This window comes from Shewanella saliphila, assembly GCF_014648295.1.
Classification (GTDB): Bacteria; Pseudomonadota; Gammaproteobacteria; order Enterobacterales; family Shewanellaceae; genus Shewanella; species Shewanella saliphila.
Window position 1 is genome coordinate 1 of the sequence record NZ_BMQV01000004.1, and the last position, 14569, is coordinate 14569.

At 44.0% G+C, this 14569-nt stretch carries 10 protein-coding genes; 8 read left to right on the plus strand and 2 right to left on the minus strand.

Annotated features, from left to right (window positions below; translation table 11 throughout):
* The first annotated feature begins 197 nt into the window (after positions 1-197).
* Positions 198-1277 carry a DNA polymerase IV gene (dinB, locus tag IEY48_RS03235; protein WP_188917206.1) on the plus strand — a complete coding sequence of 360 codons (1080 nt, stop codon included), beginning with the start codon at positions 198-200 and terminating at the stop codon, positions 1275-1277.
* Positions 1278-1345: 68 nt separating this feature from the next.
* Here the strand turns inward: dinB and IEY48_RS03240 are convergent, their stop codons facing one another.
* Positions 1346-2809 (minus strand): aminoacyl-histidine dipeptidase, encoded by a 1464-nt coding sequence (locus tag IEY48_RS03240; RefSeq protein ID WP_188917208.1) that lies wholly within the window; start codon positions 2807-2809, stop codon positions 1346-1348.
* 163 nt (positions 2810-2972) lie between these two features.
* Between IEY48_RS03240 and IEY48_RS03245 the strand changes: the two genes are divergently transcribed.
* The 4 genes from IEY48_RS03245 to IEY48_RS03260 all read left to right on the plus strand — a co-directional run bounded on the left by IEY48_RS03245 (position 2973) and on the right by IEY48_RS03260 (position 9240).
* Positions 2973-4514 carry a M17 family metallopeptidase gene (locus IEY48_RS03245; protein WP_188917210.1) on the plus strand — a complete coding sequence of 514 codons (1542 nt, stop codon included), beginning with the start codon at positions 2973-2975 and terminating at the stop codon, positions 4512-4514.
* Positions 4515-5384: 870 nt separating this feature from the next.
* Positions 5385-6674: an NCS2 family permease gene (locus IEY48_RS03250; RefSeq protein ID WP_188917212.1), complete on the plus strand. Its 1290-nt coding sequence runs from the start codon at positions 5385-5387 to the stop codon at positions 6672-6674.
* A gap of 171 nt (positions 6675-6845) precedes the next feature.
* A complete protein-coding gene (gene proB / locus IEY48_RS03255) occupies positions 6846-7955 on the plus strand; it encodes a glutamate 5-kinase (protein WP_188917214.1) in 1110 nt (369 codons plus the stop codon).
* 10 nt (positions 7956-7965) lie between these two features.
* Positions 7966-9240, plus strand: a complete 1275-nt coding sequence (locus IEY48_RS03260; protein ID WP_188917216.1) for a glutamate-5-semialdehyde dehydrogenase — start codon at positions 7966-7968, stop codon at positions 9238-9240.
* Positions 9241-9307: 67 nt separating this feature from the next.
* Here the strand turns inward: IEY48_RS03260 and IEY48_RS03265 are convergent, their stop codons facing one another.
* Positions 9308-9643, minus strand: a complete 336-nt coding sequence (locus IEY48_RS03265; protein ID WP_188917218.1) for a hypothetical protein — start codon at positions 9641-9643, stop codon at positions 9308-9310.
* Between the two features lie 403 nt (positions 9644-10046).
* Between IEY48_RS03265 and dnaK the strand changes: the two genes are divergently transcribed.
* The 3 genes from dnaK (at position 10047) to IEY48_RS03280 (ending at position 14551) form a co-directional block, all read left to right on the plus strand.
* Entirely contained in the window at positions 10047-11969 is a 1923-nt protein-coding gene (dnaK, locus tag IEY48_RS03270) for a molecular chaperone DnaK (RefSeq protein ID WP_188917226.1), read from the plus strand.
* Positions 11970-12080: 111 nt separating this feature from the next.
* Positions 12081-13208 (plus strand): molecular chaperone DnaJ, encoded by a 1128-nt coding sequence (gene dnaJ, locus IEY48_RS03275; RefSeq protein ID WP_188917228.1) that lies wholly within the window; start codon positions 12081-12083, stop codon positions 13206-13208.
* Between the two features lie 110 nt (positions 13209-13318).
* Positions 13319-14551, plus strand: coding sequence for a DEAD/DEAH box helicase (locus tag IEY48_RS03280; RefSeq protein WP_188917230.1), 1233 nt, complete (start codon positions 13319-13321; stop codon positions 14549-14551).
* The last annotated feature ends 18 nt before the right edge of the window (positions 14552-14569 follow it).

A 14569-nucleotide genomic window follows, 5' to 3' on the forward strand; every position in this document is an offset into this window, starting at 1 on the left:
ATGATAGGACAGGGTATGTGTTCAGCAACTATGCTGAATGGAAGTATGCATGAGCCGTATACGAGGTCCGTACGTACGGTTCTGTGAGAGGGATGGGGCGGTGACGCCTCACCCTACTCGATGTTTCTGATCGATTGAATACTGTTTTTATATACAGTAATATGAAATCAGTTGAATTATTCAGTGATGGTTTAAGAATGCGTAAAATCATTCACATCGATATGGATTGTTACTTTGCTGCCGTTGAAATGCGCGATTTTCCGGAGTTACGAGGAAAGCCCATTGCCGTAGGTGGTAGAAGCGATCGCCGAGGCGTGATAAGTACCTGCAGTTATGAAGCACGCCAGTTTGGTGTGCGCAGTGCTATGTCGAGTTATCATGCTTTGCAACTGTGCCCGCAGCTAATTTTGGTGCCCGGACGGATGCATGTATATAAATTTGTGTCAGGGCAAATACGCGAAATTTTTCATCGTTATACCGATTTAGTCGAGCCTTTGTCATTGGATGAGGCTTACCTTGATGTCACCGATTGCACCGAACATAAAGGCAGTGCCACTTTAATTGCTAATGCAATACGCGATGAGATATTTGCCGTGACAGGTTTAACCGCATCTGCCGGTGTCGCGCCTATCAAGTTTTTAGCCAAAATTGCCTCAGATTTAAACAAGCCCAATGGGCAATATGTGATCACCCCTAACCAAATCAGTGACTTTGTTAAAGACTTACCGTTAAGCAAAATTCCCGGAGTGGGCAAAGTGACCTCGCAAAAGTTGGCTGATATCGGCTTAACAACGTGTTTTGATGTACAACAGTATCCGCAAGCCAAACTCATTGAGGCTTTTGGTAAGTTTGGTCATGTACTTATCGAGCGATCACAAGGGATTGATCATCGCCAAATTAGTCCGCACAGGGTTCGCAAATCGGTAGGCGTTGAAACCACCTTAGCCAAGGACATATTCACCCTAGAGCAATGTCATCAAGTACTGCCACAGCTTATCCAGGAGTTAAGTGCGCGGGTACAACGCAGCGCTAAAGATCGTATAGTGAACAAGCAAGTCGTCAAGCTCAAGTTTAATGACTTTAAACAAACCACCATTGAACAGCGCAGTGATGAGATATCGGTGAATGTGTTTTACCAACTGCTTGAACAAGCGTTATTACGTGCCGAAGGTCGTGGAATAAGGTTAATCGGTGTGAGTATAGGCTTAGCTGATATGACTGCGGCTAACAACAATGAGGCTGATGCCAATTTGACTCAGCTCGACTTAGCATTTTAGATTGCGCAGAAACAATAAAGGCGACATCAACGTCGCCTTTATTATTCAATTGAGTTATTTACGCATAATTAGGCATTTTTTGCTGGAATACGCGCTAGCACGGCTAATAATAATTCCCAGTATTGGCCAACAGTGGTGATGTTCACCATTTCATCAGGGCTGTGTGGGTAGCGAATGGTTGGTCCAATCGAGACCATATCCATTAGCGGATAAGGCTCTTTAAATAAACCACATTCAAGACCTGCGTGGATAACCATAATGGTCGGGTCTTTCTTATAAATATCATTATAAGTGTCACGCACAATGGCCATCACTGGTGAACTACTGTCAGGCTTCCAGCCCGGATAAGCACCACTTAAATCAATACTGGCACCAGCTAAGTTTGCCAATGCAGTGAGTGTACCGGCAATTTCTTCACGGCCAGAGTCGATTAATGAACGAATAAGGCATAACACTTCAACGCTCTCATCTTCGGTGCTAATCACACCAATATTAAGTGAGGTTTCAGTGACACCTTCCACTTCATCGCTCATGCGGATCACCCCGTTCGGGCTGGCATGAAGTAAATCGATTAAGGTGTTTTGTGCATCTTCGCCCATCACTTTTGCTGGTGCGGTAATTTCAGCTAAGGTCAGTAACATATCTGGGTCAGCAATGGCTAACTCTGCGCGCACTAATGCTTGAAAGCTTGCTATAGCCTCATTAAGCGCAGCAACATTTTCGCTTGGTAGCATAAATTCAATATTGGCTTCACGCGGTATGGCATTACGCAGTGAACCACCCGAGAAGCTGACTAACTCAAGTGCTAACTCGTCACTGTATTTAAACAAAAAACGGGCCAGTAATTTGTTGGCATTACCACGACCTAGGTGAATGTTCACCCCTGAGTGGCCGCCTTTTAAGCCCGACATAGTTAATGAGAAGCTCGCATTACTTTGCTCTGGAGCTTGCCATGACATAGGCACACTGATTTGTGCATCAACACCGCCAGCACACCCCATGTAGATTTCACCTTCTTGCTCTGAGTCGGTGTTAATCAGAATGTCGGCATCAAGGTAGCCGGCTTCTAAGCCAAAAGCACCGGTCATGCCTGCTTCTTCATCAATGGTAAGTAAGACTTCTAGTGGACCATGTTTAATGTCAGAGCAGCCAAGAACGGCTAACGCTGAAGACATGCCGATACCGTTGTCAGAGCCTAAAGTTGTGCCTCTGGCTTTAACCCAGTCACCATCAACATAGGCTTCGATTGGATCGGTTTCAAAATTATGCACTTTGTCGGCATTCTTTTGCGGCACCATATCAATGTGTGCTTGTAGCACCACGGTTTTGCAATTTTCCATGCCTGGCGTAGCAGGCTTACGAATAATTAAATTGCCTACTTTGTCTTCAACAACAGCAAGCCCTTGAGCTTTAGCCCATTGCTGGATATGTTGCGATAACGCCTGTTCATGTTTTGAAGGATGTGGAATAGCGCAAATTTGTTCAAACCATTGCCAAAGAGGCTGAGGATATAATTGAGTTAATGCAGTCACGAAACGCCCTCTATGAAGAATTCAGTCGGATACGACAGATGTAAGACTATTTTAACATATTCTGCGGTGTTACTTGATATTGCCACACCGATTTGCCAAGGTTTAGACCACAAATCTGTAAATAATTATGAACCAATAACGCTATTGTTGAATAAGGACTTTTATGACTCAAATAAATCAAACTGCGCAAGCATTTCAAGTGCCTTTCATTGATGTCACCAGTGACGAAGCCATTTTTGAAGGTGAAGGTTGGGATGCTGTGGTGGTTATTGCGCCGAGCCTTGCTGATATTAAGCAAGATGAAATTAATTTACTGGCAGCCCATGCTAGCCAAATTGATATGCGTGTTGGCCAAAGTGCCACTTTACTGTTTGCGCCAGGCCTAGCCGGTGGGCGTTTAATTATTTCACCAGTGGCAGATACTGATAATGCTTACCATGATGTACGTGTGTTTGCTAAAGCTGCGCGTGAGGGCATTGCTATTGCAAAAGCCGCAGGTGCGACTAAACCATTACTTGTAGTGCCAGCGGTAAGTGATACGCGCTTTCAAAATGCACAACAAGTTGCTGCATTAGCATGTGGGCAAGAGTTATGGCAACCACTAGAAGCGCGCGAAGCAAAGACATTAACCCCAAGCTTAACCGCTATAGGCCTGCTTAATAGCGCATCTCATAGCATGTTAATTAACGCAGCAGAATCAGGAAGAGTACTGGCGCGAGATCTTTGCGGCACCGAACCTGAGCGTATGTCTGCCATGGGCTTTGCCCAATATTGTGTGGATGCTTTTGCTGATAGCGGATTAGCGGTTTCTGTCATAGACCAGGTTGATCAGTTAACTACTGACTACCCGTTATTAAGCGCAGTGGGCCGAAGCTCGTTTGATGTTGCGCGCCATCACCCTCGAGTGGTGAAACTTGAATATGTCGGCGAGGGTACCATAACTAAGACCTTATTCTTTGCCGGTAAAGGGGTGGTTTACGATACGGGCGGCGCGGATATTAAAGTGGCTGGCTCAATGGCGGGTATGAGCCGTGATAAAGGCGGTGCCGCAGCTGTAGCAGGGTTGATGAAAGCATTATCCATTATTAAACCCAAAGGGGTAAAGGTCGTTGCGGAGCTTGGTTTGGTGAGAAACAGTATTGGTAGCGATGCCTTTGTAACAGATGAGATCATTACCAGTCATGCAGGCATGCGAGTGCGTATTGGCAATACCGATGCAGAAGGGCGTTTAGTGCTTGCCGATTTATTGTCGCATTTACGTATTCAAGCACAAAGCGCAATTAATCCTCAGTTGTTTTCGGTAGCAACATTAACGGGTCATGTTGTAAGGGCATATGGCGGTTATCCGGCATTAGTTGAAAATAGTGAGGCTAAAAACCAAGGTGTAGCAACGTTATTGGCCCAGACGGGTGAGCAATGGGGCGAGCCATTTGAAGTGTCACGCCTACGTCCTGAGGATTTTGCTAAAGTGGCAGATAAAAATGGTGCTGCTGATGTGGTGTCATCTAATAACGGTCCGTCATCCATTACTGCTCGAGGACATCAATATCCAGCAGCGTTTTTAATTAACGCATCGGGCTTAGGGCAAACGGCGTTGCCTTTTACCCATATTGATATTGCAGGTAGCGCTGTAGAGGGCGATCCTTTATATGGTAAGCCAACCGCTAGCCCGTTGGTTACTTTATTACAGTTTGCGGTCTTGTAGTTTTTTATGCTTTAAGTTGTTGTTTTTGTATGGGTAATGGTAATGCAAACAACTTTGCAACAATAGTTGTACATAGTTTTAATACGAAAGTTTGTAATAAAATCACTTTTAGAACGTTTTTTGTGAATTAAAGCAAATAATGCTTGTAATTAAATTACATTTTTGTATAATTCTTCTCGTCGACAAGCATTGTGATTGTCGACTCTAGTTAATCCAGGATGGATATAGCCTCCAAGGATCTGAGTGACAAGTTGTCTCAACGGATTTGAGAAATGTACGTTCCAAGGAACCGAGCCAAGCTTTACTAGGTTTATACAACTTAACTTTATTCAGGAGAAAGACTATGTCTTACACAGGTAACAGCAAAATTTATTGGCAAAACACTTGGTTTGCTGACGTAACCGTTTTACGTGGCGGTATATTCGCCATGAAACTTTAAGAATTGACCCTCTTAAAGTCGCTTTAATATCCATCAACCTTTTGTTCGTCTCGTTTGACGTTTTAGACAAGGTGGTAAATTAGTTAATTTATCGCCACATCACGTTAAGTGGTGCTAGCTTTCCTTTCCCCATATGGGATGCTTGTAACATGTCTGCCTACTCTTCTGAGTAGGCTTTTTTTTGCCTCAAATTTATTAATTCGCTGTATAAAAAACTGAAATCTTTGAATAAAAAAGCGGTTTATAGCTATCAGCGCGGTAAATAATTATAATCTCCCCCCTTAAAGTTGGCATAGCTTCACATTGTTGGTTTTATGATCCCGTTATACTGCTTTATTGTGTTGCGTGACAGCTTAATGACTTAGCTAACCCCACCTATTGCAATTAAAACAATTATTTAAATTTAACCCTTACCCAAGGAACCTTGTTCCATGTTAGAAAAATTATTTAAATTAAAACAAAACAACACCAGCCTAAAGCAAGAAGCTGTCGCCGGTTTAACCACGTTTTTAACCATGGCATACATCATTTTTGTTAACCCAATGATGTTAGCTGACGCCGGAATGGATCACGGTGCAGTATTTGTCGCAACCTGCTTAGCGGCTGCTGTGGGTTGTTTAATTATGGGATTATTAGCTAATTATCCTATCGCTCTAGCTCCAGGGATGGGATTAAATGCCTTTTTCACCTACACAGTAGTGGGTGAGATGGGTTATAGCTGGGAAACCGCATTAGGTGCGGTGTTTATGTCTGGCGTGTGCTTTTTGATTTTATCGTTAGTGAAAATCCGTGAGTGGATTGTCAACAGTATTCCAATGTCATTGCGTTTTGGTATTGCAGCCGGTATCGGTTTATTTTTAGCGTTAATTGGTTTAAAAAGTGCCGGTATTGTAGTGGCAAGCCCTGCAACCCTAGTCACTATGGGAGACATCACGTCTTTCCCTGCGATGATGGCAGCATTAGGCTTCTTTTTGATTATCGCTATGGTGCAACGCGGACTTAAAGCGGCGGTCATTTTCAGTATTTTGATTGTGACAGTTTTAGGCTTGTTATTTGGTGATGTGCAATATAACGGGCTGGTTTCAATGCCACCTTCAATTGCGCCAACCTTCATGAAAATGGACCTATCAAGCGTGCTTGAAGTGAGCATGTTGTCGGTTATTTTTGCCTTCTTATTTGTCGACTTGTTTGATACCTCTGGTACTTTGGTTGCCGTAGCTCAGCGTGGTGGTTTACTTGATGATAAAGGCCGTTTACCTCGCGTTAAGCGCGCGTTGACTGCCGACAGTGTTGCGACCATTACTGGCGCTGCACTAGGAACATCAACTACCACTAGTTATATTGAAAGTACTGCGGGTGTAAGTGCCGGCGGGCGTACCGGATTAACAGCCGTGGTTGTTGGTTTGTTGTTTATTGCGTCGCTGTTTATCTCACCATTGGCAGGAATGGTGCCTGCATACGCCACTGCCGGAACATTATTTTATGTCGCCATTCTAATGATGTCTGGTTTAGTGAACGTTGAGTGGGAAGATTTAACCGAAGCGGCGCCAGTTGTCGTAACATGTTTATTGATGCCATTAACCTTTTCGATTGCGAATGCGATTGGTTTTGGCTTTATCTCATATGCGGTAATTAAAATGATGACAGGTCGATTTAAAGATTTGAATTCAGGCGTATTGGTTGTAGCAGCGCTGTTTATTGCTAAATTTGCTTACAGTTAATGATCCGTTGATGAGTTGATTTATCAACAGTTGATCAACAAAAAGGGCCTTTGGGCCCTTTTTTGTTGTGCAATGATAAAAAAAGCCCAGTATTAGTGGCTTTCACTATGAATTAGTCACCGAATTGGGTATAAAAATAATTCGAATATTTTTAGTTAACTGAGTGACATAATGGGTTATCGCCGTGTAGTGGTTAAGTTAGGGACGAGTGTGTTGACATCGGGCAGTAAAAAGCTTGATAAAGCACACATGGTGGAATTAGCAAGGCAAATGACCCAGCTAATGCATGCGGGTGTTGAAGTCGTTTTATGCACATCGGGTGCAATAGCGGCTGGGCGCGAACACCTGCAATACCCCGTATTTCCCGACACTATGGCAAATAAACAATTATTGGCAGCAGTAGGCCAAAGTCAGTTAATTTTAGCCTGGTCACAACTCTTTAGTATTTACGGTTTACATGTGGGGCAGTTATTACTCACTCGCGCTGATCTGCATGATCGCGAACGCTATCTCAATGCGCGAGACACCTTAAATGCACTGCTAGCGAACAATATTATCCCGATTATTAATGAGAATGACGCGGTAGCCACTAATGAAATTAAGGTGGGTGATAATGACAATTTATCAGCCCGTGCAGCCTTATTATGTGACGCTGACTTATTGATTTTGCTAACCGATCAAAAAGGCTTATTTGACGCCGATCCGCGCACTAATCCAGATGCGCAATTGATTAAACAAGTGGTGAATATTGATGACAGTTTGCGCTTACTTGCGGGGGGGTCTGTATCGGGCCTAGGCACTGGGGGAATGGCGACTAAACTCGAAGCGGCTGATATTGCCCGTCGTGCTGGTATAGAAGTCGTCATCGCGTCGGGTCATCATCCTGATGTGATCACTAAAGTTGCAGACCGTGAATCTGTTGGTACTCATTTTAGTGCAATTGAAAACCCGCTAGAAAGCCGTAAGCAGTGGATTTTGGCTGGCCCTGCAACTCAAGGTAAGCTTGTCATCGATGCCGGCGCGTCTACCGCGGTGGTGGCCAATGGTCGCAGTTTATTGTCTAAAGGTATTGTTGCCGTTGAAGGTAAATTTGATCGCGGTGCCACGTTATTAATTATTGATCAGCAAGGTAAGGTGTTGGCCAAAGGCATGAGCCGTTATTGCGCCAATGACTTATCTAAAATTAGCGGTAAGCACTCAAATGATATAGAGCACTTACTGGGCTATGACTACGGAGATGCGGTCATTCATCGTAATGATATGGTCGTACTGAATAACTAAGGATAAGCATATGTCAGCCTCTGAAACAGAATATTTAACACAACTTGGCCAGCGTGCAAAAGCGGCAAGCTTTATTTTGGCCTCACTTTCCGCTAAACAAAAATCTGCTTTGTTGATGGAAATTTCTCATCAATTGGGTGAGCGTAAAGATGATATTTTACAGGCCAACGCCCAAGATGTGGCCAATGCCAAAGCGAATGGTTTAACCGACGCGATGATTGACCGCTTGATGTTGGATGAAGGCCGTCTCGCGGGCGTTATTGCCGATATCGACAATGTTATTGCACTTGCCGACCCTGTCGGTAATGAGTCTGAAAGCCGAGTGCTTGATAATGGCTTACGCCTTACACGTCGCAGTGTGCCATTGGGCGTCGTCGGGGTGATTTATGAAGCGCGCCCCAATGTGACTGTCGATATTGCCGTATTAGCCCTTAAAACCGGTAACGCAGTAATTTTGCGTGGTGGTAAAGAAACGATCACCTCAAACAAAGTGTTGAGCGAGGTGATACGTTCAGCACTCGCCATGCAGAAGTTGCCGCAAGATGCGGTGCAACTGATTGACTCGCCCGACAGAAGTATTGTTAGCGGTTTGCTGCGTTTAGATAAATATGTCGATATGATCATTCCACGTGGCGGCCAAAATTTGCAGCGCTTGTGTGCGGAACAATCAAGTATTCCGGTCATTTTAGGGGGGATAGGGATTTGCCACTTATTTGTCGATAAACACGCTGATTTAGTGCGTGCAATTGATGTTATCACGAATGCGAAAGTCCAGCGCCCGACGGTATGTAATGCATTAGATACCTTATTAGTACATCAGGATGTTGCTGCAGCATTTATTCCCAATATCGCCTCACATTTGCATTCGCTTGGTGTGCGTTTTCATGCCTGTGACAAAGCGGCAGGGCATTTAGATGGTTTGGGTTTTGATGTGACAGCGGCACATGATGAGTCATTTTCAACTGAGTGGTTATCGTTAACATTAGGCATTAAAGTTGTCAGTGATATCGATGTGGCTGTTGAGCATATTAGGCAATATTCAAGTGGTCACTCTGAGGCCATTTTAACCGATGATATACACGCCGCAGCACACTTTATGAACCAGGTAGACTCAGCGGCTGTGTATGTTAATGCCAGCACTCGGTTTACCGATGGTTCTCAATTTGGTTTAGGCGCCGAAGTGGCGGTGAGTACACAAAAATTGCATGCACGCGGCCCGATGGCGCTTGATGCATTAACCACTTACAAGTGGCTTGCCTGGGGAGATTATACCAGCAGGCCATAAATTATATTAATCATCACTTATAATAAGGGCGCCAATTAGCGCCCTTATTTTATGGTGCAATCACAGCTTATAAATTGTAAATAAGGTGGCTTGGGGCTGCAGGTAAGGTAAATCGCTCATAGGTGGTTAATAACCAAATAATGAAAAAAGCGCAGGTCATTAGAATGGCGACAATGCGAAAAGCTTGGGCGTATTCCATGACAAATGTGAAATAACGACGCTGAACAGAGTTTGTCATGATGGTTGCAATAAGGGCAAACACACATAAATACATTGCCGGGTATTGAGTACTACTTACCCCATAAAATTTCTCATAGGCCATGATTAAGCCTACAATCGTTAAGATAACAATGCGTATTTTACGTTCAGTACTGTCGCTAAAATTCCATCTTGGCAGTCCCATTGCCGATATCCCTCTATTTTACTTTCGTACTCAATTTATCGAAATATTGTTATAACACTTGATCGTGTTTTGTATCAAATATTTAGGTTGTTTTTTGTGCGTGTTAATCGTACGGCATTCGCGACCGTTAGTTGTGATTACGCCAGGTCTGCTGCAAAGGTAAACCCTATCATCTAGGTCTATTTTAGCCTGTATCTATATATATCAGCAAAATGGCATAAATTTTTTGATCTTGCCCTTGTATTTCACTTTGTTGTCCCAATATAGGTATCAAGGCTGATATGAGCGGCAAAACGTGAAAGGTAAGTTAACCAACTTAAAGGTTGAAAAGCACCAAGTTCACCCCCATATCAACATCAAATAACATATTTGTGACGACTAACGTCAATTTTTGGAGGACCCCATGGGCAAAATTATTGGTATCGACTTAGGCACGACAAACTCTTGTGTGGCTGTCCTTGATGGCGGCAAAGCACGCGTAATTGAAAACGCAGAGGGCGATCGTACAACTCCTTCTATCATCGCTTACACTGATGATGAAACTATTGTCGGCCAACCAGCAAAGCGTCAAGCAGTGACTAACCCTGCGAACACTTTCTTTGCAATTAAGCGTTTAATCGGTCGTCGTTTTAAAGATGACGAAGTTCAACGTGACGTAAACATCATGCCATTCAAAATTATCGCTGCAGATAATGGCGATGCTTGGGTTGAAGCGCACGGCAATAAAATGGCTCCACCACAAGTATCTGCTGAAATCTTGAAAAAGATGAAAAAGACTGCAGAAGACTTTTTAGGTGAAGAAGTCACTGAAGCGGTAATTACTGTTCCTGCTTACTTTAACGATTCACAACGTCAAGCAACTAAAGATGCTGGCCGTATTGCGGGTCTAGATGTTAAGCGTATTATCAACGAGCCAACAGCGGCTGCGTTAGCATACGGTATTGACAAGAAGCAAGGCGATAACATTGTTGCAGTATACGATTTAGGTGGTGGTACATTCGATATCTCTATCATTGAAATCGACAGCAACGATGGCGACCAAACATTTGAAGTATTAGCAACCAATGGTGACACTCACTTAGGTGGTGAAGACTTCGACAACCGTTTAATCAACTATTTAGCTGATGAATTCAAAAAAGACCAGGGCTTAGATCTACGTAAAGATCCGTTAGCAATGCAACGTTTGAAAGAAGCAGCTGAAAAAGCAAAAATCGAACTTTCAAGCACTAACCAAACTGAAGTAAACTTGCCTTACATCACTGCTGATGCAACAGGTCCTAAGCATTTAGTGGTTAAAATTACTCGTGCTAAGTTAGAGTCATTAGTAGAAGACCTAATTCAACGTTCTTTAGAGCCGTTAAAAGTCGCACTAGCTGATGCTGACTTATCAGTTTCAGACATCAACGAAGTGATTCTAGTTGGTGGCCAGACTCGTATGCCTAAAGTACAAGAAGCGGTAACTAACTTCTTCGGTAAAGAGCCACGTAAAGACGTAAACCCAGATGAAGCCGTAGCCGTAGGTGCTGCAATTCAAGCTGGTGTGCTTTCTGGTGAAGTGAAAGACGTACTACTACTTGACGTAACCCCGTTATCATTTGGTATCGAAACCATGGGTAGCGTAATGACTAAGCTTATCGAGAAGAACACCACTATCCCGACTAAAGCAAGCCAAACGTTCTCAACAGCAGACGACAACCAAAGTGCGGTAACGATTCACGTGCTTCAAGGTGAGCGTAAGCAAGCGAGCTACAACAAATCACTAGGTCAATTTAACCTAGAAGGGATTGAGCCTGCACCACGCGGTCAACCACAAATTGAAGTGGCTTTCGACATCGATGCAGACGGTATCTTAAAAGTATCTGCTACCGACAAGAAAACCGGTAAAGCACAAAACATCACCATTAAAGCTAACTCTGGTCTATCAGATGAAGAAGTAGAACAAATGGTACGTGATGCAGAAGCTCACGCTGATGAAGATGCGAAATTTGAAGAATTAGTGCAAGCACGTAACCAAGCTGATGGCTTAGTACATGCAACTAAGAAACAAGTTGAAGAAGCGGGTGACGATTTACCTAGCGACGAAAAAGAGAAGATTGAAGCTGCTATTACTGAATTAGAAACTGCTATCAAAGGCAAAGATAAAGAAGCAATGGATACAGCGACTCAAGCTCTTATTGAAGCGTCTGCTAAGTTAATGGAAATTGCCCAAGCTAAAGCACAAGCTCAAGGTGGCGCAGAAGGTCAAGCACAAGATGCCGGCCAATCAAAACCTGCTGATGATGTTGTTGATGCTGAGTTCGAAGAAGTAAAAGACGACAAGAAGTAATTAACAATTTCAGTTAGTTACCATTGAAGCGGGCGTTGGGGTTATCCTCACACGCCCGTTTGTATAAATTAAGTTTAGCGACTTACTCATACCTTCGAGAAACAGAACACTATGTCAAAGCGTGATTATTATGAAGTTCTTGGTGTCTCACGTGACACCAGCGAACGCGAAATTAAAAAAGCGTATAAGCGCTTAGCGATGAAGTTTCACCCTGACCGTAACCCGGGTGATAAAGCCGCTGAAACCAGCTTTAAAGAAATTAAAGAAGCGTACGAAATTTTAACCGACAGCGACAAAAAAGCCGCTTACGATCAATTTGGCCACGCAGGCGTTGATCCTAACCGGGGTGGACATGGCGGTGGCCAAGGTGATTTTGGCGATATTTTTGGTGATGTATTTGGTGACATTTTTGGTGGTGGACGTCGTGGCGGCCAACGTCAAGCAGCACGCGGCAGCGACTTACGTTACAACTTAGAGTTATCGTTAGAAGAAGCCGTCCGTGGCTTAACGAAAGAATTACGTATTCCAACACTGGCAACTTGTGATTTATGTGATGGTAGCGGTGCTAAAAAAGGCACTTCTGCAACCACATGTGGCACCTGTCATGGCCAAGGCCAGGTACAAATGCGCCAGGGTTTCTTTGCGGTGCAGCAAGCCTGTCCTACCTGTCATGGTCGCGGTAAAATTATCAAAGACCCATGCGGTAAGTGTCATGGCGAAGGCCGTGTTGAAAAGAGCAAAACACTGTCTGTTAAGATTCCTGCTGGTGTTGACACCGGAGACCGTATTCGTCTTTCTGGTGAAGGCGAAGCCGGTGAGTTTGGCGCACCTCCAGGCGATTTATACGTTCAGGTGAGTGTGCGTGAACACGCCATCTTTACCCGTGATGCCAACAATTTATACTGCGAAGTGCCGATTTCATTCAGTAAAGCGGCTCTGGGCGGCGAAATTGAAGTGCCAACACTTGATGGTAAAGTGAGCCTTAAAATTCCAACAGAAACCCAAACTGGACGTATGTTCCGTTTACGCGGCAAAGGTGTTAAGTCGGTCCGCAGTCACGCAGTAGGTGATTTACTGTGTAAAGTGGTCATGGAAACACCGGTGAACTTAAACGAGAAACAAAAAGAGTTGTTGCGTGAGTTTGAAGCCACATTAACTGGCGAATCAAAAAAGCACAGCCCAAAAGCTGAAGGTTTTTTTGATGGGGTTAAAAAGTTCTTTCAGGACTTAAACAGTTAATTACGTTAATTAGTACCTCTTTTAAAGGCTGTTTACTGTGGTAAGCAGCCTTTTTTATTGGCGTGTACAATAAGTCATCTTCGGTTTGTAGTCATTATTAGGCGTTATCCATGTTATTTTCTGATCTCTCACTCAGCTCGGCGCTATTGCAAGCTTTGCCAGCAATGATTACTGCACCAAGTCGGGTTCAGCAGTTGGCCATTCCTGCCATATTGAATGGCCAGGATGTGTTGGCTTTAGCGCAAACGGGTAGCGGTAAAACTTATGCTTATGGCTTGCCTATTTTACAGCGAATTAGCCAGACTTCAGCATTAAGTTTGGCTGCAGTGGTGATTGTGCCGACCAGAGAGTTAGCCCAACAAGTTGCCCAAAACTTGCAACCCTTAGCACAATCGCTTGGCTTACGTGTTGAGCATGCGTGTGGCGGTGAAGCGATTGAATGTCAAATAGAGCGATTAACCACTCCTGCCAAAATATTGGTGGCGACCCCCGGACGTTTATTAGCATTAGCTCAACAAGGTGTGGTGACGTTTAGCCAAGTGCAAAGTGTGGTGTTAGATGAGGCCGATAGGTTACTGGATATGGGGTTTATTAATGATATTAATACGCTTATCTCCATGATGCCTGTGGGACAAAGATTGTTATTGTCGGCTACCATGCCAGCTGTATTAAATGAATTGGCTCAGCAAATCCTGTCTACCACTCATAAGCGTATTGAAGCTCAGGTACTCAATAGTGCGGTTGATGATATTGCGCAAATCGTCTATCACGTCAATAAAGGCAGCAAAGCGCAAGCGTTGATTCATTTGGTACAAGTTAATCAATGGCAACAAGTATTAGTGTTTGTTAATGCTAAAGCCGATGCTGATGCATTGTGTAAAAAATTGCTTAAAGCAGGTGTCAAAGCGGCGGCGCTTCATGGGGACAAAGAGCAAGCGCTGCGCAGTCAAACACTTCAACAATTCAAATCGGGACCGCTTAATGTATTAGTGGCTACCGATGTGTTGGCTCGTGGTATTCATATTGATGCACTACCTGTGGTGATTAATTTTGATTTACCCTCACAAGCGGCTGTGTATGTGCACCGTATTGGCCGCACTGCGCGGGCAGGATTAACTGGGGTCGCACTGTCATTGGTGAGTCACTCAGAGATGGCTTACCTAGAAGCCATTAACACATTAACCATCCAAGCTTTGCCATTACATGAACTTGTTGGTTTTGCCGTTACAGATAAGCCTTTGAGCGGCAGTAGTAAACGTGCCCCACGTGATAAACAAGCTAACCGCCGCACCATGAATAAACGCAGTGCGAGTGATTTCGTTAAACGAAAGTCGACACGCTAGTCTAGCATGAGCAAGTAA